We start from the raw sequence: 19,525 nt of genomic DNA on the forward strand, positions 1-19,525 counted from the left end.
GGCCCTACGCCTCCCGGTGCACCTTCGTGTTGGAGGCCTGGGCGCGGGGGCGGACCACCAGGAGGTCGATGTTGACGTGGGCGGGGCGGGTGATCGCCCAGGTGATGGTGTCGGCGACGTCGTCGGCGGTCAGGGGGGCGGCGACGCCCTGGTAGACCTTGGCCGCCTTGTCCTGGTCGCCGGCGAAGCGTGTCAGGGCGAACTCGTCGGTCTTCACCATGCCGGGCGCGATCTCGACGACGCGGACCGGGCGGCCGACGATCTCCAGGCGCAGTGTCTCGGCGAGGACGTGTTCGGCGTGCTTCGCGGCGACGTAGCCCGCGCCACCCTCGTAGGTGGCGAACCCGGCGGTCGAGGAGACGACGACCACCGTGCCGTCCCCGCTCGCCTCCAGCTTGGGGAGCAGGGCCTGGGTGAGGTTGAGGGTGCCGAGGACGTTCGTCTCGTACATCCGGCGCCAGTCCTCCGGGTCGCCGGTGGCCACCGGGTCGGCGCCGAGCGCGCCGCCGGCGTTGTTGACCAGGACGCCGATCGTCTTGAAGGCCGTGGCGAACTCGTCGACGGCCGCGCGGTCGGTGACGTCCAGGGGGTACGCCGTGGCCTGGTGCCCGGCGGCCTGGATCTCCTCGGCGAGCGCCTCGATGCGGTCCTTGCGGCGGGCGGTGAGGACGACCCGGTAACCCGCCGCGGCGAGCTGCCGGGCCGTGGCGGCGCCGATGCCGCTGCTCGCACCGGTGACGACGGCGATGCGCGAGGCGGCGGACGGGGCGGCTGCGGTGGCCATGGGCTGCTCCTTGATCGGTGCTGGACGTCGCCGTCCAGAGTAGTCAGCCGCCGTTGCGGGGCGCCCACATGATCACGGCCATTCCGGCCAGGCAGACCAGCGCGCCGGTGATGTCCCACCGGTCGGGGCGGTAGCCGTCGGCGACCACGCCCCACAGGATCGAGCCGGCCACGAAGATGCCCCCGTACGCGGCGAGGATGCGGCCGAAGTGGGCGTCGGGCTGGAAGGTCGCGACGAAGCCGTACGCGCCGAGCGCGAGGACCCCGCCGGCCGCCCAGAGCCAGCCGCGCTGCTCGCGCACCCCCTGCCAGACCAGCCAGGCACCGCCGATCTCGAAGAGGGCGGCGACGACGAAGAGGGCGGCCGAGCGGAGAATGACCATGGCGGTCAGCTTCGCATGCCGCCGTCCGCGTCTCCGGGGCCGGCCGGATCCGTCTCCGCCGCGTACGCCGTCGGCGGCACCCCGACCGTCGCCGTGAAGTCGCGCACCAGATGGGCCTGGTCGGCGTAGCCGAGCTCGGCGGCGAGGGCGGCCCAGTCGATGCCGGTGCGGGTGCCGGCGCGTTCCAGGGCCTCGTGGATGCGGTACCGGAGGATGACCCACTTCGGGCTGACGCCGACCTGGGTCGAGAAGAGCCGCTGCAGGGCCCGCACCGACAGTCCCTCCGCCCGGGCGAAGTCGTCGACGCGGCGCACCGCGCGGTCGGAGCGGATGCGGTCGACGAGGTCCACGGCGTGGTCGGCCTGCGGGTCCGGGGCGCAGTCCAGGGTGAGCAGGAAGGTGTCGAGGGCGGCCACCCGGTCCCGGTCGTCGGCGGGGGCGACGACGGCGTCGGCCGTGGCGTCCGTCACCTGGGGGAACACCTCCCGGGCGGGCAGGGCGCGCCCCGTCCATCGCGACACCGGTGTCCGGGGGGTGTACGGCCGGAAGCCGCCGGGCCGGAATTTCGCCCCGCAGACCCGGCCCCGTCCGGTCAGCTTCCGGGTGTACAGGCCGAGGGCGACGCCGGTGACCTCGGCGTAGGGCGGGCCCTCGTCCTCGTCCCACTGGAAGGTGAGGTTGACGCAGGGGTGGGGTACGACGTGGGAGGCGTAGGGGGCGGGCAGGTCCCAGTCGATGAGCCAGTACCACTCGACGTACCGGCGCAGCGGCTCGGCGGGCGCGTGCCGGCGGAATCGCACGCGGTGGAGCAGCGCGGTCGGGTCGACGATCCCGCGGGTGTCGTGGCGGGGTGCCTCCATGGCCGGATCGTACGTCGCGCTCCCCCGGGTGTCGCGTTTCTTCAAGAAGGGCGGCCCCCGACGTCCCTACGGTCGGAGCATGGACACGAACAGTGTGAAGACGTACGGCATCGGTGAGCTGCTGGCCATGGCGCGTGAGCGGGCCGTCCCGGTGGTGCGGGGTGTTTCGGACGCGGCGCTCGGCGCTCCCACGCCCTGCGCCGAGTACGACGTGAAGTCGCTGGTCGATCACCTCTTCCAGGTGGTCGAGCAGTTCCAGCGGCTGGCCCGGAAGGAGGCGTCGGACTTCGGTGAGACCCCGGACCGGGTCGCCGGGAGCCCCGAGTGGCGTGAGCGGCTGGTGGCCGAGGCGGACCGGTTGGTGGCGGCCTGGTCGGCGCCGGGTGCCGAGGAGGGGACGACCGGCGGGATGGACATGCCCGCGCGGCTGGTCGGCTCGATGGCGCTGCTCGATCTGACCGTGCACGTGTGGGACCTGGCGCGGGCGACGGGCCAGGAGTATCCGGGCGCCGACGAGGCGGTCGTGGCGGAGCTGGCGGGCGCGGTGGCGGAGCTGGCGCCCACGGCCAGGGAGATGGGCATGTTCGGGGTGCCGGTCGAGCCGGCCGAGGGCGCGTCGGGGTTCGAGCGGCTGCTCGCGCGGACGGGGAGGGATCCGTACTGGCGGTGAGGGTTCCGCACGGGGGAATAGTCCCTGGTCGTTCTCCGTTCTCCGGGTATAGTTGAAGAGTCAACAAACTGGAGGTTGAGCGACCATGCAGTTCGGCATTTTCAGCGTCGGCGACGTCACGCCCGACCCGACCACGGGCCGTACGCCGACCGAGCGTGAGCGGATCAAGGCCATGGTCGCCATCGCGCTGAAGGCCGAGGAGGTCGGGCTCGACGTGTTCGCGACCGGCGAGCACCACAACCCGCCGTTCGTCCCCTCGTCGCCCACGACCATGCTCGGCTACATCGCGGCCCGCACCGAGCGGCTGGTCCTCTCCACCTCCACCACCCTCATCACCACCAACGACCCGGTGAAGATCGCCGAGGACTTCGCGATGCTCCAGCACCTGGCCGACGGCCGGGTGGACCTGATGATGGGGCGCGGGAACACCGGGCCCGTCTACCCGTGGTTCGGCCAGGACATCCGGCAGGGCATCAACCTCGCCGTCGAGAACTACGCCCTGCTCCACCGTCTGTGGCGCGAGGACACCGTGGACTGGGAGGGGAAGTTCCGCACGCCGCTCCAGGGGTTCACGTCCACGCCCCGGCCGCTGGACGGCGTCGCGCCCTTCGTCTGGCACGGCTCCATCCGCTCGCCGGAGATCGCCGAGCAGGCCGCGTACTACGGCGACGGCTTCTTCCACAACAACATCTTCTGGCCCGCCGAGCACACCAAGCGCATGGTCGAGCTGTACCGGGCCCGCTACGCCCACTACGGGCACGGCACCCCCGAGCAGGCCGTCGTCGGCCTCGGCGGGCAGGTGTTCATGCGCAGGAACAGCCAGGACGCGGTGCGGGAGTTCCGACCGTACTTCGACGTGGCGCCCGTGTACGGGCACGGCCCGTCCCTGGAGGAGTTCACCGAGCAGACGCCGCTCACGGTCGGCTCGCCGCAGCAGGTGATCGAGAAGACGCTGGCCTTCCGCGACTACGCCGGCGACTACCAGCGCCAGCTGTTCCTGATGGACCACGCCGGCCTGCCCCTGAAGACCGTCCTGGAGCAGCTCGACCTGCTCGGCGAGGAGGTCGTACCGGTGCTGCGGAAGGAGTTCGCCAAGGACCGTCCGGCGGACGTGCCGGACGCGCCGACCCACGCGTCCCTGCTGGCCGCCGCCCGCAAGGACGCCCCCAAGGACGCCCGCAAGGACGCCCCCAAGGACGTCCGCGAGGAAGGAGTACGGGCATGAGGCTCGTCGTCGTCTCGGCGGGACTGAGCGTCCCGTCGTCCACCCGGCTGCTGGCCGACCGGCTGGCCGCCGCCACCGCCGGGCAGACGTCGGCGGAGGTCCGGGTGATCGAACTGCGCGACCTCGCCGTGGAGATCGCGCACACCTTCACCAGCGGTTTCCCCGCGCCGCCGCTGGCCGACGCGTTCGCCGCGGTCGCGGAGGCCGACGGGCTGATCGTGGTCACGCCGGTGTTCTCGGCGTCGTACAGCGGGCTGTTCAAGTCGTTCTTCGACGCGCTGAGCGTCACCGACGAGGACGCCCTCGCCGGGAAGCCGGTGCTGATCGGCGCGACCGGCGGTACGGCCCGGCACTCGCTGGTCCTCGACCACGCCCTGCGTCCGCTGTTCGCGTACCTGAAGGCCGTCGTCGTCCCCACCGGGGTGTACGCCGCCTCCGAGGACTGGGGCGCCGAAGGGCTCGACGGCCGGACCGCGCGGGCCGCGGGCGAGCTGGCCGCGCTGATGACGGGCCTGTCCTCGGCCGCCCGCCCGGGGCCCCGGCGCGACTCCTACGAGGAGGTCGTGCCCTTCGAGCAGCGCCTCGCCGCGCTGCGGCCCGCCGGGTGAGATCCGGGCGGTCCCGGGCGGAAGCCGGGCCCGTCCGGCCGGGGCACCGCCGGTCTTGGCAGACTGGACGGGTGCCCCGGACTGTTCTGCTCGCCGAAGACGACCGCGCCATCCGGCACGCCCTGGAGCGCGCCCTCACCCTGGAGGGGTACCGGGTCACCGCGGTCGCCGACGGCGTCGAGGCGCTGGCGCGGGCCCACCGCGGCCGGCCCGACGTCCTGGTGCTGGACGTGATGATGCCGGGCATCGACGGCCTCCAGGTCTGCCGGGAGCTGCGCGCCGAGGGTGACACCACCCCCATCCTGATGCTGACCGCGCTGGTGGAGACCGCCGACCGCATCGCGGGCCTGGACGCGGGCGCCGACGACTACGTGGTGAAGCCCTTCGACGTCGAGGAGGTCTTCGCCCGCCTGCGCGCCCTGCTGCGCCGCACGGACCGCGCGGACCCCGCCGAGCGCGCGGAGTACGACACCGACGACCGGACCGCGGCGCCCGAGGAGACGCCGGACGACCGGTACCCGGAGGCCGCCGGCCTGCGCATGGACCCGCGGGCCCGCCGCGCCTGGCGCGACGGACGCGAGCTGGAACTGACCCGCACCGAGTTCGAACTCCTCGAACTGCTGGTCCGCAACGCGGGCACCGTGCTCGACCACTCCACGATCTACGACCGCATCTGGGGCTACGACTTCGGTCCCGGCTCCAAGAACCTCGCCGTCTACGTCGGCTATCTGCGCCGCAAGCTCGACCAGCCGGGCGCCCCGCAGCTGATCCAGACCGTGCGCGGCGTGGGTTACGTCCTGCGGACCGACTGAGTGGGCGCCTCCCCGCTCGGGCGCCGGCCCCGGCTGCTGTCGCTGCGGACCACCTTCGCGGTGTCCTTCGCGACGATCACCGCCGTCGTCACGGTCCTCGTCGGAGGGCTGTCCTACAACGCGGCGGCCCGGCTGGTCCGGGTGGACCAGGAGTCCGTCTTCGAACAGGCCGCGCGGGACCTGCGGGCCGAGGTGCGCCGGCTGCGGCTGTCGCCGGGCGACTTCTCCTCCTCCGCGCCCGGCCACGACATCGTGCGCCCCGCCCGCACCGACGTGCAGGTCCTCGGGCCGGACGGCGCCGTCCTGGACCCGGCCGAGCCCCGGCTGCCGGTGACCGGCGCCGACCGGCGGGCCGCCGGTGCCGCCGAGGCCGGGCGGGTGGTCCAGCACGACGACGTCGACGTCGGCACCGACGTCTTCCGGGTGGCGACCGTCTCCCTCGGCGGCGGCCGGGGCGCGGTGCAGGTGGCGCAGGAGTTCAGCGACACCGAGGACCTGCTGCGCGCCCTGCAGCGGCGGACGCTGGTCCTGATGGCGGCGGTGGTGCTCGCCGCGGGCCTGTCCGGCTGGTGGCTGGCCCGGCGCATCACCCGGCGTCTGGTGGTCCTCACCTCCGCCGCCGAGAACGTCGCCCGCACCCGCCGGCTCGGCGTCCCGGTCCCGGTCACCGGACCCGACGAGGTGGGGCGCCTCGGCCGCGCCTTCGACCTGATGCTGGGCCGCCTCGCCCAGTCGGAGGAGGACCAGCGGCGCCTGGTCCAGGACGCCGGGCACGAGCTGCGGACGCCGCTGACCTCGCTGCGGACCAACATCTCGCTGCTGCGCCGGATCGACGAACTGCCGCCCGCCGCCCGGGAGGAACTCGTCGCCGACCTGGGCCAGGAGGCCCGGGAGCTGACCGACCTGGTCAACGAACTGGTCGAGCTGGCGGCCGGCCAGTCCGCGGGCGAGCCCCCGCAGCCGGTCGACCTGGCGGACCTCGCGTACGACGTGGCGGCGCTGGCCCGGCGCCGCACCGGCCGCGAGATCGACGTACGTGTCCGCGGCGAGACCACGGCCGACGGGCGGCCCGCGATGCTGACCCGCGCGCTCTCCAACCTGGTCGAGAACGCGGCGAAGTTCGACCCGGACGGCACCGGCCCCATCGAGGTGGCCGTCGCCGGACCCGCCCGGCCGGGCCCGATCCGCGTCGAGGTCCTCGACCGCGGCCCCGGCATCGCCGACGCCGACCTGACCCGCGTCTTCGACCGCTTCTACCGCGCCGCCGACGCCCGCTCCCGGCCCGGTTCGGGCCTCGGCCTGTCCATCGTGCGCGAGGTCGCCCTGGCCCACGGGGGCGCCCCGTTCGCGTACCGGCGGGACGGCGGCGGCACGGTGATCGGCTTCACCGTGGTCCCGTCGTCGGCGGGCGGCGCGGAGGACGCGGCGGGGCGGGCGGACCGGCACCCCTAGCTAGGTGCCCCTCCGGCGGATCATGCCGGTGGGGCGCTGCGGCTCTCCTGCGACCCGATCCGCCGGACAGGCCCTGGGCCCACGGCGCCGGAAGCGCTTCGGAAGCGGATCGCCGCTGGTGCCGGAAGCGGGCGCGCTGGTGCGCTGGGCCCATGCCGACGTCACCGGTGGCCCTGGGCCCCACCGCTGTCGCCGGCGCCGGCACCGGTGTCGCGGGTCCCGGTGCCGGCGCCGACGTCGGTGCCCGCCAGGCCCCAGGTGCGCAGAAAGGTGCCGAGGGCGGACAGGTCGGTGCGTTCGAGGTCGGCCGGGCGGATCACGACGCGCAGTTCGGGGGCGGTGGCCGGCTCCCGGCGGCAGTGCGCGGCGAAGCTCTCGACGATCATGAAGAGCAGCTGGGTGCGGTCGAGTTCGACGATCCGGGCGAGGCCGGAGCCGATCAGGGGGATCGCGACCGGCTTGTACATGCCGTACCGGGCGACGGCCGGCCAGAGGGTGTCCAGGCTCGCCCGCAGGTCGGCCGGTCCGGAGCGGGCGACGAGGTCGTTGCCGAGCCGGGAGTAGGCCACGGCGAAGACCCGGCGGCCGTCCACCGTGAGCGGCACGGTGGTGCCGAGCGGATAGCGGACCCGGCGGCCGCGCGGCTTGTCCTGGGGCCGCTCCGTGCGCAGCGGGGTCAGTCCCCGCAGCCCGGCCTGGATCCGGTCGTCGAGGAGCTTGCGCTCGCCGCCGAACAGCCGCTGCACCAGCTGCCCCTGCACGCTGTCCCGGCTGATCACCAGGTCCTGTTCGGTGGCGGTGTCGAAGGTGTCGGTGAACCCGACCACCAGATTGGCGTCCTCCTGGTCGAACAGGTCGCCGCGCACCACGACCAGGTCTCCGGCGCCGGGGACGGGCTGACGCAGCAGTTCCTGCCCGTGCCGCTCCCGCAGCCGCGCCCGCAGCGAGCCGAGCAGCTCGGCGACGTCCTGGTCGTCCGGCCGCTCCCGGGCCATCTGCTGGGCGACCGGCAGGGCGAGGTCGTGCCGGCCCAGGTCCATCCGGCTGCGGATCAGCTGGCGGCGGGCCGTCTCGCGCAGCGCGAGCAGCCGTCGGACCAGCGGCCGGGCGAAGTCCTCGTCGCCCGCCTCGGCCAGGGGACGGCCGCGGACCAGGGCCAGCGCCGCCGCCAGCCGGTCGGCGGCCGACGCGGGCGCCGCGAGCAGCGCCGCGTTGACCAGGTCGGTGAACTCCGCGCAGTCCAGCTGCTCGGGCGTGAGCACCAGCCGGTACGCGGTCTCGGGCGCCGGTGCGGCCAGCAGCTGTTCGGTGCGCAGCACCCGGGCGCCGTCACCGTTCTGGGCGGGGTCGAGGGCGCGGCGCAGTTCGAGGACGCGCTTCTGCACCTCGTTGCGGTGCCGCCCGGACTGGTGCGGCTGCTCGCCGCCCACCGCCCACACGTCGCGGTGCAGCGTGCGGACCGGTACGGACTCTCCCTCCGCCGCCACCAGCCGGACCAGCAACCGTGTCGTCAACGGCGTCAACCGGGCCGGTTCGCCGTCGACTTCGAGACCTGCCGGGCCCAGGACCCTCACACGGATGCGCGCCATACAAGTGGTCTCCACTCGTTTCGCCCTCTTCCGCCGAGTGGTCACGGGGGAGGTTTCGGCAGCGTATCAATTGTCCGTTTGGGGGAGTTGGGGATTCGGGCGGTTCGGGTGGCGCACCGGACCGGGTGGATCCGACTGAGGATGGCGGCGGGCAAGGGTCGGCCCCCGGGACGCGTTCCGACGTGCGGGACGTGTCCCGGGGGCCGCCTGCGCCGGTCCCCCGAACGGCGCGCGGATCCGCCGGGCTACGGCCGGCGGTGGTAGGCGGACAGGTGCTGGAACGGGTAGGTGTGGCGCCAGTCCGAACCGGTGTCGTTGACCGTGCAGCCCGCCAGCTTCAGCCGTTCCACGATCTTGCCGAGTGCCGTCCCGGAGCCGTCGAACCGGATGACGTTGCGCCCCGCGATGTCGGCGATCGGCCGCAGGCCGCCCACCTCGACGATCAGGGTGCGCTCGGGGTACGCCATCAGCACCATGCCCAGCTCGATCAGCACGTTCGGGCGCGGCTGGCACACGGGCCGGGTCTCGTACTCCGGCTCGTTGTGGCCCCGCAGGTCCCGGTGGAGGCTGACGACGTCGTCCGGGGTGAGCAGCACGAGCGCCGCCTGGGCCTGCGCCGGGGCGCCGGCGACCACGTCACCGAGGAAGGGGGACGCGTGGCCGGTCGCTCTGACCAGGTCCTCCCACTCCTTGGGGCGCAGGTCGAGCCGGCGCAGCAGCTCGAACATCTCCCGCCGCACCTGGTCGTCCCGGCCGTGCACGACGAAGACGCTCCGGGCCCGGTCGGCGTCCGAGGGCATCGGCACCGCGTTGCGCCGGACGCCGTCGGCGTACGGCGGCCCGGACGGTGCGGCCTGCACCGGGGAGTTGTCGCCGAACGTCTGGGTGCCGCCGTTGCCGACGCTCTGATTGCCCCCGAAGTTGTTGGTGCTGCCCTGGCCGAAGTCGTTGCCTTGGAACTTCTGGGCGCTCATGCCGGTCGTGCCTCCCTGGTGATGCCGGAGTTGTTGCCGAAGGTCTGGGTGCCGTTGTTGCCGACGCTCTGGTTGCCGCCGAAGTTGTTGGTGCTGTTGGCCCCGAAGTTCTGCTGGAGGATGTTGGTCTGGTTCGCTTCGTGCTCGCGGGTGTCGACGTCGTGGTCGCGCAGGAAGTCACCGACGATCTGGAGCAGGTGGCGCTCGATGATCTGGATGTACTTGATCGCGTCCGACTCCTGGAAGAAGTGGTGGAAGTCGTTGCCGGGCGCGAGTTCGCGGACGCTGGTGAGCGCGCCGCAGTCCACGGAGGTGAGCGCGTAGCGGCCGAGCCGGAACTCGCTGGTGTCGTTGGGCTGGCCCACCAGGGTGCGTACGGTGTCGGTGCCGAAGCGGCTGGGCAGCCGCTCGCGCAGCGGGTTGAAGACCAGGCGCAGCAGTTCGCCGGGCGCGCTGCGGGTCACGTCCCACGCGATGCGCAGCATGAGCCGGCCGTCGATGGCGGCGGGCAGCCGGTCGGCGAGGTGGAAGCTCTCCGGCACGGGACCGAGCACGTAGGTGTAGAACTCGGTGTGCAGGGTGCTGCCCTTGATGTCGAAGCCGATGAACACCGAGGTGACCAGCTCCTGCTGCCAGGCGCCGATGCGGATGCACAGGTACTCGCGCCGGGCGTCGTAGTCCTCCCGCCAGTGCTCGTCGCCGACCTCGGGGTCGGGCACGTCCAGGAGTACGGCGACGGAGTCGCTGCCCTCGGCCGTCCGGACCGCCTTGGTGAACCTGCGCCGGTCGACGGAGAGCAGCTGGACCCGGTCGCTGGGCGCGGGCTTGTCGCGCAGTTCGGAGAGCATCTGCTCGCTGACGCGCCCGGTGATGTCCTCGACGGTGAACGGGATGATCGGCTTGCGCTCGGCCGGGGCGTGGTCACCCGCGCCGTCGACCGGGCCGTGCTGGGCGGGGAAGTGCCCGTTGAGCAGGGAGGCCGGGCCGGTGAGCACACCGTTGCGGGACGTCGGAGCGCCCAGCAGCAGCTCGGCGTTGGCCCAGCGGCGGATGGAGCTCCCGGCACCGACGAACGGCTTGTAGCCGCCGTAGTAGACCGTGTCGGAGGCCTGCTGCCGGTTGATCTTGCCGACCAGCTCCGGGGTGAAGCGCGAGGTCATCGGGTAGGCGCCGTCGAATCCCGGGCGGCCCTCCGCCGCCGGCGCGAGGTGCTCGGCGAGGGTCTGGAGGATGGCCAGGCGGCGCAGGAACATCGTGGCCCAGGCGACCCAGAAGAACAGCAGCGCCGCACCTAGGCCGCTCAGCAGCCCCGTGGCGAACAGCAGTACGACGACGGCGGTGCCCGCGCCGAGGGCGGCCAGCTGGTTGCGGCGCAGGTTGTGGGCGGCGAGGGCGTGCGCGAGCACGGGTGCGGCGTCGTAGCCGTAGGAGGGGGCCACCATCCGGTAGGAGTGGGTCAGCAGCTCCCGGATCACCGCCTTGCGGTAGACGGGGTCGAGGTAGGTGCCGGCGCAGAGCAGGCGGGTCACGTTGCTGGTCGCGTCCGGCGGGGGCGGGGCGGCGTGGGTGGTCATGGTCCTCAGTTCCCTTCCCGCATGTCCGCGGCGGTGATGACGCCGTCGCTCACCGTGTAGGTGCCCTCGAAGGTGGCCGACGTGCCGTCGGTGTTCCAGGCCACGACGGTGACCGACACCTCGTCGCCGGTCGTCGAGTCCACGGTGACGTCGTCGCGGTCGGTCGTCTCGAAGCCGGCGACGAAGTGGTCGTAGTCCGGGTCGAGGTTCTTGCCGCCCAGCTCCCAGGCGGTCGCGAAGTCGCGGTTGTTGATGGCCTCGAAGTACGCGGTCACCGTCGCCTCCGGCCCGTCCTCGCCGGTGAGGGCGGAGTCGTCGGAGGGGTCGTCCGTCGGGTCGTCGGTGGCGGTGCCGTCCGTGCCGTCGCCGTACGGGTCGTACGGCTCGTCGGTCGTGCCGTCGCCCCACAGGCCGGTGTCGTCGCCGGTCGTGCCGCCGGAGCCGTCGGGGTTGGTGCCGTCGTCGTACGTGCCGTCGTCGTAGGTGTCGCTTTCGGAGGTCCCGTCGTCCGAGGTGCCGGAACCCCAGTCGGGCAGCGCTCCGCTGCCGTAGAAGTCGTCGGTGGCGGGGGCCCCGTCGTCGCGGCCGGCCGTCGCGAGCACGACGGCCAGCACGACTATGAGGACGAACGGGATCGCGATGACGGTCAGGGCCTGGTGGCGTACCTGGCCGGGCGTGAGTGCGAGGCTCGGCGCCGGGTAGGAACCACGGGCGCCGGGCGGAACGCGGGTATTACTCATCTGTCACCTCATTGCCGCCGGTATCCGGACGGGCGGATACGGCACGCGCCCCGAATGGGCCGATGTGCCTTGTGCATCGACCGATCCGATCAGGGCCGGCGCTTCCGGATCCAGATTTCTGGCGTTCCGATGCGCTTCCGATCGGCTTCCGGTATGGGGGAGGCGAGCGCTCCGACCTGGAGGGAATATACCCCCTGGGGGTATAGTTGGCTCAAGTGACCGGGATACGCCGAGGAAGGGGAGAACGCCATGGATCACATGGCCCACCACGCGTCCTGGGGGACCGCCGCCAGGGCGACGCTGCACTGCCTGACCGGCTGTGCCGTCGGCGAGATCCTCGGCATGGTCATCGGCACCGCCCTGGCCTGGGGAAACGCACCGACCATGGCGCTGGCGATCGCGCTCGCGTTCCTCTTCGGCTACTCCTTCACCCTGTTCTCGGTGGTGCGGGCCGGCCTCGACCTCAGGTCCGCGGTCAAGGTCGCGCTGGCCGCCGACACCGTCTCCATCGCGGTGATGGAGCTGGTCGACAACGGGATCATCGCCCTCACGCCGGGCGCCATGGACGCCCAGCTGTCGGACGGCCTGTTCTGGGGCGCCCTGCTCGGCGGGCTCGCCGTCGCCTTCGTGCTCACCACGCCGGTCAACAAGTGGATGATCGGCCGCGGCAAGGGGCACGCCGTCGCGCACGCCCACGCCCACCACTGAGCCGCCCTGGCCCGTCCGCCGGCGCGTCGCAGGCCGGCCGCGTCCCTCACGGCGCGGCCGGTCTCGTCACCACGTCTCGGAGTCGTCGGGCGCCCCGGCCCGCGCCCGCCCCGTCCGCCCAGCCCTGTCCGCCCCCGCCCGGCGCAGCCGCATCGCCAACAGCGGAAGCAGCAGTACGGAGATCATCGCGGCGCCGACCAGGGAAGCCGCCTCGTCGGAGCCGATGAGCCGCTGGTCCACCCCGATGGTCGTGATCGCCACGACCAGGGGCAGACACGTGGACGCGAACAGGGCCAGCGCGGCCCGGTCCGGCCGCCCGAGGTCCTTCGGGGCCAGCACATACACCGGTAGGCCACGCACCAGCAGGACCAGCAGCAGGAATCCCGGTACGAGCAGCAGCGCGCCCGGGTCGTGGAGCAGCGCGTCCAGGTCGAACTCGATGCCGGTGACGACGTAGAACAGCGGCACGAGGAAGCCGAACCCCATGGCCTCCACCTTGCCGAGGACCTCCCCGCTGCTGTCGGGCGCCGCCCGGTGCAGGACCAGGCGGGTGAGGACCCCGGCCGCGAAGGCACCCAGCAGCACGTCGAGCCCGAAGACCTCGGCGAGGCCCAGCATGCAGGCCAGCAGCAGCATCACGAACCGCACGGCGAACTGGGCGCTGCTGTGCAGGGTCCGTTCGGTCAGCCGGCCGAACCAGGGCGGCCGCGGACGCAGCGCCCAGAAGACGGCGAGGGCCGTGATCGCCCCGAACGCGGCCAGCAGCGCGGCCGACTCGGCCGGCCGGCGCCCGCTGAGCAGCAGCGCCACGGCGACCACGGGCCCGAACTCGCCCACCGCCCCGAACGCCGACACCACCGTCCCGAACCGCCCGCGCAGCTCCCCGCGGTCCCGCAGCATCGGCAGTACGGTGCCGAGCGCCGTACTGGTCAGCGCGGTACCGATGACGAACGCCTCGAACACGTCCCCACCGCTGATCAGAAGGGCCAGGCCGATCCCGAGGACCAGCGACAGCAGCCAGGACCGCACGGAGCGGCGCAGGGTGTCCCCGCGCACCGCCGCGAAGTCGATCTCGTACCCGGCCAGGAAGATCAGCATCGACAGCCCCAGATCGGCGAGCGTGTCGACGACCTCGTCGGGCCGCGCCCACCCGAGCACGTCCGGCCCGACCAGGATCCCCAGCCCGATCTCGAAGATCACCAGCGGTACCCGCACCCGCCGCCCGGTGACGTACACGAGCAGCGGGGCCAGCACGGCGATGCCCATGATCAGCACGAGCGTGCCCGGATGGGTCATGTCTCCCTCACCGGCGGAGTGCGGAGGCCGGCCGTACGCGGCGGCCCGCTGCCACCCTCACCCGGGGGGCGGGCGCGGACTACCGCACGTACTCCGTCGGAGGGTTCTCCGTCGGAGGGACCTCCGCCGCCGGGACCTCCGCCGCCGGAATCTCCGCGGCCGGGATCTCCGCGGCCGGGGGAGCGGACTCCGGGAGGCGTCCTCGGAGGGTGGCGGCGAAGTCCTCGGCACGGCGCAGCTGGACGCGCAGCTTCCCGACCTGCTCGGTGGCCGCCTGTTCGTACCCGCGGACGCGGTCCACCAGCGCCTCGCGCTCACCCGCCTCCAGCGGGTCGCCGCTGTCCAGGCGGTCGGTGGCGGAGAGCAGGTCGCGCATCTGGTCCAGGGTGAAGCCGAGCGGCTTCATCCGGCGGATGACCATGAGCCGGGCGACGTCCTGCTCGGTGTAGAGACGGAAGCCGCCCTGGGAGCGGGCGGAGGGGATGACCAGTCCGGTGTCCTCGTAGTGCCGGATGGTGCGCAGGGACAGCTCGGTCCGCTCGGCGACTTCACCGATCTGCATGTGCCTGTCGTCCACGCCCTGTGACCTGGCCCTTCGTGTCATGGAGGGCGGCGCCCGCCCGGACCTCGCCCGCGAACCCCGCCCATCTCTACTCTAACGTCAGGGTAGAGTTGTGGTCGGCGAGGGCGGCCCGGCCGCTCCGCCACCGCCCGCTCCCGGGACCGATGACGCCCCCGGCGAAGAGCTGATTCTCGCAGCCGCCCGGCTCCGCACGCCTTCCCGTGCACCCCGCCCCGCACGGGGTGTGCCCGAGTACGACAGGTACGCATCTCCTTGTCTTCTGCTGTTGTCAGCCCCGCCGCGCGGCTGCGCGCCCTCAAGCCCGACTGGCTGAACGACCCGAAGGTCTGGCGCACCGAGGTCCTCGGCGGGCTGGTCGTCGCGCTGGCCCTGATCCCGGAGGCGATCTCCTTCTCGATCATCGCCGGGGTCGATCCGGCGATCGGGCTGTTCGCCTCGTTCACGATGGCCGTCACGATCTCGATCGTCGGCGGCCGCCGCGCGATGATCTCCGCGGCGACCGGTGCGGTCGCCCTGGTCATCGCCCCCGTGAACCGCGAGCACGGCCTCGGCTACCTGGTCGCCACCGTCATCCTGGCCGGCGTCTTCCAGATCGCCCTCGGCGCGCTGGGCGTCGCCAAGCTGATGCGGTTCGTCCCCCGCTCGGTCATGACCGGCTTCGTCAACGCCCTCGCGATCCTGATCTTCATGGCGCAGGTGCCGGAGATGCGCGACGTGCCCTGGCCGGTCTACCCCCTGATCATCGGCGGGCTCGCACTGATGGTGTTCTTCCCGAGGGTCACCCGGGTCGTCCCGGCGCCCCTGGCCTCCATCGTGATCCTCACCGTGATCACCGTCGCCGCCGGGATCGCCGTGCCCACCGTCGGGGACAGGGGCGAACTGCCCTCCTCGCTCCCGGTGCCCGGCCTGCCGGACGTGCCCTTCACCCTGGACACCCTGATCACCATCGCCCCCTACGCCCTCGCCATGGCGCTGGTCGGCCTGATGGAGTCGTTGATGACCGCCCAGCTGGTCGACGACATCACCGACACCCGCTCCTCCAAGACCCGCGAGTCCATCGGCCAGGGCGTCGCCAACATCGTCACCGGCTTCTTCGGCGGCATGGGCGGCTGCGCGATGATCGGCCAGACGATGATCAACGTGAAGGTGTCCGGCGCCCGCACCCGCCTCTCGACCTTCCTCGCGGGCGCCTTCCTGATGGTGCTGTGCGTCGTCTTCGGCCCGGTCGTCTCCGACATCCCCATGGCCGCCCTGGTCGCCGTCATGGTCATGGTCGCGTTCGGCACCTTCGACTGGCACTCCGTCTCGCCGAAGACGCTCAGGCGGATGCCCGCCGGGGAGATCGCCGTCATGGTCCTCACCGTGATCGTCGTGGTCGCGACGCACAACCTCGCGATCGGCGTCGTCGTCGGCACGGTCACGGCCATGGTGGTCTTCGCCCGGCGCGTGGCCCACCTCGCCCACGTCACCGCCGTCACCGACCCCGACGGGAGCCAGGTCGTCTACGCCGTCACGGGTGAGCTGTTCTTCGCGTCCTCCAACGACCTCGTCCACCGCTTCGACTACGCGGGCGACCCCGACAGGGTCGTCATCGACCTCTCCGCCGCCCACGTCTGGGACGCCTCCTCGGTGGCCGCCCTGGACGCCGTCGAGGCCCGGTACGCCCGGCGCGGCAAGACCGTGGAGATCACCGGCCTGAACGACCCGAGCGCCGACCTGCACGGCAGGCTCACGGGTGAACTGACGGGCGGCCACTGACGCGGGACGGGGCCGGACCGTCTGCGCGGTCAGACGGTCGTCTTCACCGGCTCCTGGTCGTCGTCGCGGCCCCCGCGCTTCCGCCCGCCTTCCGGGTGCGGATGGCGATCAGCGGCACCGCCTCGCTCCGATGTCCTACGCTCCAAACGAACCGAGACGGATCGTTTTATTTACTTGAGGGGACGCATCATGACGGATGCAAGGGTCTGGCTCATCACCGGCGCATCCCGCGGCCTGGGACGAGCTTTCACCGAGGCCGCCCTGGCGGACGGCGACCGCGTGGTGGCTGCCGCCCGCGACGTCCGGCCCCTGGAGGAACTGACCGAGAAGTACCCCGGCCATCTGGTCCCGCTCCCCTTGGACGTCGCCGACCGCCGGGTGGTGTTCGACGCGGTGGAGCAGGCGGTGGCCGCCTTCGGCAGGCTGGACGTCGTCGTCAACAACGCGGGCGCGATGCTCTACGGCATGGTGGAGGAGGCCACGGAGGAGCAGATCAGGGCACATATGGATGTGAACTTCTTCGGCGCCGTGTGGGTGGCCCAAGCGGTCCTTCCCCACCTGCGTGCCCAGGGCGGCGGGCGGCTGCTCCAGGTCACCTCGATGGGCAGCGGCGGCGGCATGGCCACCGTCGGCTACTACGGTGCGGGCAAGGCCGCACTGGACTCCGTGAGCGAGGCACTCGCGATGGAGGTCGAAGGGTTCGGCATCAAGGTCACCATCGTGCAGATGGGCGGCTACAACACCGGCCTGTTCACGGCAGGCACCACGAACACCGAACCCCTGGCGCAGTATCGGCCCCTGCGCACCGAGATGGAGGCGATGTGGGGCGATGCCGTCGCCCCGGAGCCGGACACCGCCGCCCCGGTCATCATGAAGCTGGCCGCACTGCCGGATCCGCCCCGACGGCTCATCGTCGGCGGCCAGTCCTTCGATCACGTCTTGGAGATGGACCGGGCCCAAGCGGAGCTGTACCGGTCCTGGGAGCACCTCAGCCGTGTCGCTCCAGGCTGATCGGGTTCGCCCGCGGAGTTGCCGGCCCCGCCCGGGAGTGGGCGGGCCGGTCATCCGCGAGGAGGGAGACCCTGTGCGAGTGCTGTCACACCCGAGGAAACGTGACCTCTGGTCGATCGGCCGAGGGGCCGTCCAGCAAGGGGCGTGCCAGGCCGCGCAGGTGCGTGTCGAGGAAAGCGGCCGTGTAGTCGCGCGTGAGCTGCCATGAGCGGTCACCCGGGAGTGGCGCCGCGGGGTCGGACAGGCCCAGTCGGTGGGCCAGGACCGGCAGGTCCGTGAAGGCGAAGTGCTCGGCCCCGGCAACCGTCAGCCAGCGCTTCCAGCCGTCCAAGCGGGTCCAGGCATCCCGCCAGTCGCTCTCCGGACTCCCCGGGCTGTGGGTGGCGGAGGCGCCCGTCATCATGAACGGGCGCCCGTCCAGACCCGCCCCGGCGGACGGGGCGAAGAAGTTGCCGTCCAGATTCACGCCTGCCCGCACCCGTTCGTCCCGCAGCATCACCGCGGCGGCGGCCGCGCCACCGATGGAGTGACCGGCCGCCCCGATCCGTCGCATGTCCACCATGCGCGCGTACGGGAGGCTCTGCTGCCCGTGGAACGTGCCCGACGGCGCCCGAAGCGTCGACAACCGGTCGAGCACGAAGGAGAGGTCCCGCGCCCGGTTCACGACCACCTGCGCCCGATCCTCGTCCGTGGCGACCTGCTCGCACGCCAGGCAGGTGAGCACCCGTCCGCCCGGGAAGGACGTGCCGACGGACTCGTGGGCGTGGTCCACGGCGGCGACGACGTACCCGCGGCTCGCCAGGTCGTTCGCCAGGGTGGTGAGCGTGCTGCGTGGCATCGAGAAGCCCGGGGACAGCAGTACCAGCGGGAAACGGCCGTACGCCGGGCGGGCGTCGACGCGCGCGTGGGTGCGCACACCGCTGACGGTCGCGGCGGGCACGACACCGGCCAGGCCGCGCGCCTCCAGCAGCAGCCTGGCCTCCTCCTCCGTCATGTAGGCCGCCGGAGCGCTCCTTCCGGCACGGGCTGGATAGTGCATCGACACCATCAGCTCCCTGTGGGCCGAGGGCACCCACGGATCACGGCGCCGGTGATCCGAGAGGTGCAGCGTCTGCCGCCCCACCGGGTACCGTCCCGCGGGTCGCGGCAGCGAGATCTCCGACTCCGCCCTGTTCCAGGCGGAGAACGCGGACGTCTGCGCGGGGGCGGCGGCGCCCGGGCCCTGGAGCGCGAGCGTCAGCGAGAGGCCGAGCAGGGTGACAGCGGTGGTGCGGCGGATGATGTTCACAACACCGGACGGTAGGCCGCCCTGCAGTTCGAACTCATCGATCAGCAGGGGTAGTTGGGTGTACCTCTGCAGGAGGAGGCGGGTCACCGTCAGGTCTCATGCCCAGCCAGGATCTTTCCGCTCCACCCGGTGCCGGGCGATCGCAGCGTCTTCAACATGGGCCCCTGGAAGCGAGCCCTGGTCGCCGCCGGCGTGATCCCTCCCCGCGAGCGCGGGGGCCTTACCAACCTCAGTTTGTGCATGCCAGGTGCAGGGTGAGGACGGATCGGCTCCTACGAGCCTCACCGGCCGGGGGCGGGCGGCGGGGCCGACCGCTACCGCTGGGAGGAGGTGCTGGAGCTGCTTGCCCCCAGGCTGTTCCTACCGTGACGAGGGCGGGACCCGAAAACCCCGCCCAGTCCGCGGGAAACCCCAGCTCAGGGCCACACCAAGCAGTACGGCTGATGCCCCGCCTCATGCAGCCGATGGCTGAAGTCCTGCCACTCGTGCAGCAACTGGTACACGTTGAACGCGTCCCGCGGCCCGCCCCGGTCCGGGACCGTCGACCAGATGAAGGCGGCCGCGCCGACCGCTTCCTCGCCGATGCCGCGCAGGGGGTCGACGACGGTCATCGGGAGTTTCACCACCGCGTAGTCGGGGTGGAGGACGACCAGCTCCAGCGGGGGGACCTTGTGCAGGGGCACGCCCTCGATGCCGGTGAGGACCATGGCGGCCATGGTCTCCGGCTTGATCTTGGTGAACATGCCGTTCATCCCGAGCTCGTCACCGCCGAGTTCCTCGGGGCGCATCGAGATCGGGACGCGGGCCGCGGTCGCGCCGTCGGGCGCGCCGAAGTACTTGTAGGTCACCCCCACCCGACCACCATTCCTGCTCTCCGCCCCCGGCCGGTCGGCGCGCCGTGCGTCCCGGTCGGGCTCGCTCGGTGTGCCGTGTGTCTGACGTGCTTCGGACGCTTCCTCCGCCTCGCGTCGGTGCCTTCCCCGCCGGGCACGTCGAGGACCCAGGTCGTCGGTCCCCTCGCCCAGTCCGCCACCGCGATGCATATCTCCACCCGACTGCTTTTCTAGGACGCGTGGCCCCCGCCGCGCAACCCGATCATCGTGTCAGTGACCTCCCCCACGGCCGCTCGCCGAAACGTGCGGTGAAACATCTGTCCGTCACGAGTCCGCAGGACGGTCGGCAGCCGCGCCCGCGCCGCCTCATTGAGCTGC

The 19,525-nt window shown here is 72.5% G+C and carries 19 protein-coding genes and 1 pseudogene; 9 read left to right on the forward strand and 11 right to left on the reverse strand.

The features are described 5' to 3' along the window. Window positions 1-4: 4 nt before the first annotated feature. Genes OIE75_RS21440 through OIE75_RS21450 form a run of 3 tightly spaced genes read right to left on the reverse strand, consistent with a single transcriptional unit; the run spans window position 5 to window position 2,026 of the window. A complete protein-coding gene (locus OIE75_RS21440; RefSeq protein WP_307014260.1) occupies window positions 5-784 on the reverse strand; it encodes an SDR family NAD(P)-dependent oxidoreductase in 780 nt (259 codons plus the stop codon). Window positions 785-827: 43 nt separating this feature from the next. Then, window positions 828-1,166: a YnfA family protein gene (locus OIE75_RS21445; RefSeq protein ID WP_125492924.1), complete on the reverse strand. Its 339-nt coding sequence runs from the start codon at window positions 1,164-1,166 to the stop codon at window positions 828-830. Between the two features lie 5 nt (window positions 1,167-1,171). Next, window positions 1,172-2,026 (reverse strand): helix-turn-helix domain-containing protein, encoded by an 855-nt coding sequence (locus OIE75_RS21450; protein ID WP_307014263.1) that lies wholly within the window; start codon window positions 2,024-2,026, stop codon window positions 1,172-1,174. 79 nt (window positions 2,027-2,105) lie between these two features. Here OIE75_RS21450 and OIE75_RS21455 point away from each other — a divergent pair, with 79 nt between their 5' ends. The 5 genes from OIE75_RS21455 to OIE75_RS21475 all read left to right on the forward strand — a co-directional run bounded on the left by OIE75_RS21455 (window position 2,106) and on the right by OIE75_RS21475 (window position 6,793). Further along, window positions 2,106-2,696: a TIGR03086 family metal-binding protein gene (locus OIE75_RS21455; RefSeq protein WP_329471837.1), complete on the forward strand. Its 591-nt coding sequence runs from the start codon at window positions 2,106-2,108 to the stop codon at window positions 2,694-2,696. A gap of 85 nt (window positions 2,697-2,781) precedes the next feature. Then, the gene (locus OIE75_RS21460) at window positions 2,782-3,921 is read left to right on the forward strand and encodes an LLM class flavin-dependent oxidoreductase (RefSeq protein WP_329471838.1); all 1,140 of its coding nucleotides are present in this window, start codon (window positions 2,782-2,784) and stop codon (window positions 3,919-3,921) included. After that, window positions 3,918-4,529, forward strand: a complete 612-nt coding sequence (locus tag OIE75_RS21465) for an FMN reductase (RefSeq protein WP_329471839.1) — start codon at window positions 3,918-3,920, stop codon at window positions 4,527-4,529. The genes OIE75_RS21460 and OIE75_RS21465 overlap by 4 nt, the downstream gene beginning before the upstream one ends. Before the next feature lie 71 nt (window positions 4,530-4,600). Beyond that, a complete protein-coding gene (locus OIE75_RS21470) occupies window positions 4,601-5,341 on the forward strand; it encodes a response regulator transcription factor (protein ID WP_329471840.1) in 741 nt (246 codons plus the stop codon). After that, window positions 5,342-6,793 (forward strand): sensor histidine kinase, encoded by a 1,452-nt coding sequence (locus tag OIE75_RS21475; protein ID WP_329471841.1) that lies wholly within the window; start codon window positions 5,342-5,344, stop codon window positions 6,791-6,793. It abuts the gene before it with no gap. A gap of 161 nt (window positions 6,794-6,954) precedes the next feature. Here OIE75_RS21475 and OIE75_RS21480 read toward each other — a convergent pair whose 3' ends face one another. The 4 genes from OIE75_RS21480 to OIE75_RS21495 all read right to left on the reverse strand — a co-directional run bounded on the left by OIE75_RS21480 (window position 6,955) and on the right by OIE75_RS21495 (window position 11,670). After that, window positions 6,955-8,382: a macro domain-containing protein gene (locus tag OIE75_RS21480; protein ID WP_329471842.1), complete on the reverse strand. Its 1,428-nt coding sequence runs from the start codon at window positions 8,380-8,382 to the stop codon at window positions 6,955-6,957. A gap of 245 nt (window positions 8,383-8,627) precedes the next feature. Then, window positions 8,628-9,356 (reverse strand): nucleotide-binding protein, encoded by a 729-nt coding sequence (locus tag OIE75_RS21485; RefSeq protein ID WP_329471843.1) that lies wholly within the window; start codon window positions 9,354-9,356, stop codon window positions 8,628-8,630. Then, window positions 9,353-10,930 carry a hypothetical protein gene (locus tag OIE75_RS21490; protein ID WP_329471844.1) on the reverse strand — a complete coding sequence of 526 codons (1,578 nt, stop codon included), beginning with the start codon at window positions 10,928-10,930 and terminating at the stop codon, window positions 9,353-9,355. The genes OIE75_RS21485 and OIE75_RS21490 overlap by 4 nt, the downstream gene beginning before the upstream one ends. A gap of 5 nt (window positions 10,931-10,935) precedes the next feature. Continuing rightward, window positions 10,936-11,670 carry a hypothetical protein gene (locus OIE75_RS21495; protein ID WP_329471845.1) on the reverse strand — a complete coding sequence of 245 codons (735 nt, stop codon included), beginning with the start codon at window positions 11,668-11,670 and terminating at the stop codon, window positions 10,936-10,938. Between the two features lie 249 nt (window positions 11,671-11,919). Between OIE75_RS21495 and OIE75_RS21500 the strand changes: the two genes are divergently transcribed. Continuing rightward, a complete protein-coding gene (locus OIE75_RS21500) occupies window positions 11,920-12,378 on the forward strand; it encodes a DUF4396 domain-containing protein (protein WP_307014278.1) in 459 nt (152 codons plus the stop codon). Between the two features lie 66 nt (window positions 12,379-12,444). Here the strand turns inward: OIE75_RS21500 and OIE75_RS21505 are convergent, their stop codons facing one another. Continuing rightward, complete coding sequence (locus tag OIE75_RS21505; RefSeq protein ID WP_329471846.1) at window positions 12,445-13,674, reverse strand: cation:proton antiporter; 1,230 nt, start codon at window positions 13,672-13,674, stop codon at window positions 12,445-12,447. Window positions 13,675-13,753: 79 nt separating this feature from the next. Next, a complete protein-coding gene (locus tag OIE75_RS21510) occupies window positions 13,754-14,251 on the reverse strand; it encodes a MerR family transcriptional regulator (protein ID WP_307014281.1) in 498 nt (165 codons plus the stop codon). Window positions 14,252-14,509: 258 nt separating this feature from the next. On the opposite strand from OIE75_RS21510, the gene OIE75_RS21515 reads away from it, so the two are divergent. Together OIE75_RS21515 and OIE75_RS21520 are read left to right on the forward strand one after the other, a co-directional pair. After that, a complete protein-coding gene (locus tag OIE75_RS21515) occupies window positions 14,510-16,015 on the forward strand; it encodes a SulP family inorganic anion transporter (protein ID WP_329471847.1) in 1,506 nt (501 codons plus the stop codon). A gap of 189 nt (window positions 16,016-16,204) precedes the next feature. Further along, window positions 16,205-17,026 carry an SDR family NAD(P)-dependent oxidoreductase gene (locus OIE75_RS21520; protein ID WP_307014289.1) on the forward strand — a complete coding sequence of 274 codons (822 nt, stop codon included), beginning with the start codon at window positions 16,205-16,207 and terminating at the stop codon, window positions 17,024-17,026. 85 nt (window positions 17,027-17,111) lie between these two features. Here OIE75_RS21520 and OIE75_RS21525 read toward each other — a convergent pair whose 3' ends face one another. Beyond that, window positions 17,112-18,314, reverse strand: a complete 1,203-nt coding sequence (locus tag OIE75_RS21525; protein WP_443078449.1) for an alpha/beta hydrolase family protein — start codon at window positions 18,312-18,314, stop codon at window positions 17,112-17,114. A 264-nt stretch (window positions 18,315-18,578) separates the two neighbouring features. Between OIE75_RS21525 and OIE75_RS21530 the strand changes: the two are divergent. Further along, window positions 18,579-18,683 (forward strand): annotated as a pseudogene (locus OIE75_RS21530) (flavoprotein); the annotation flags it as partial. Window positions 18,684-18,730: 47 nt separating this feature from the next. Here OIE75_RS21530 and OIE75_RS21535 read toward each other — a convergent pair. Next, window positions 18,731-19,357 (reverse strand): hypothetical protein, encoded by a 627-nt coding sequence (locus tag OIE75_RS21535; protein WP_307014318.1) that lies wholly within the window; start codon window positions 19,355-19,357, stop codon window positions 18,731-18,733. Window positions 19,358-19,525: the final 168 nt, after the last annotated feature.

Origin of the sequence: Streptomyces sp. NBC_01723, assembly GCF_036246005.1 — a bacterium.
In the GTDB taxonomy this organism is placed as follows: domain Bacteria; phylum Actinomycetota; class Actinomycetes; order Streptomycetales; family Streptomycetaceae; genus Streptomyces.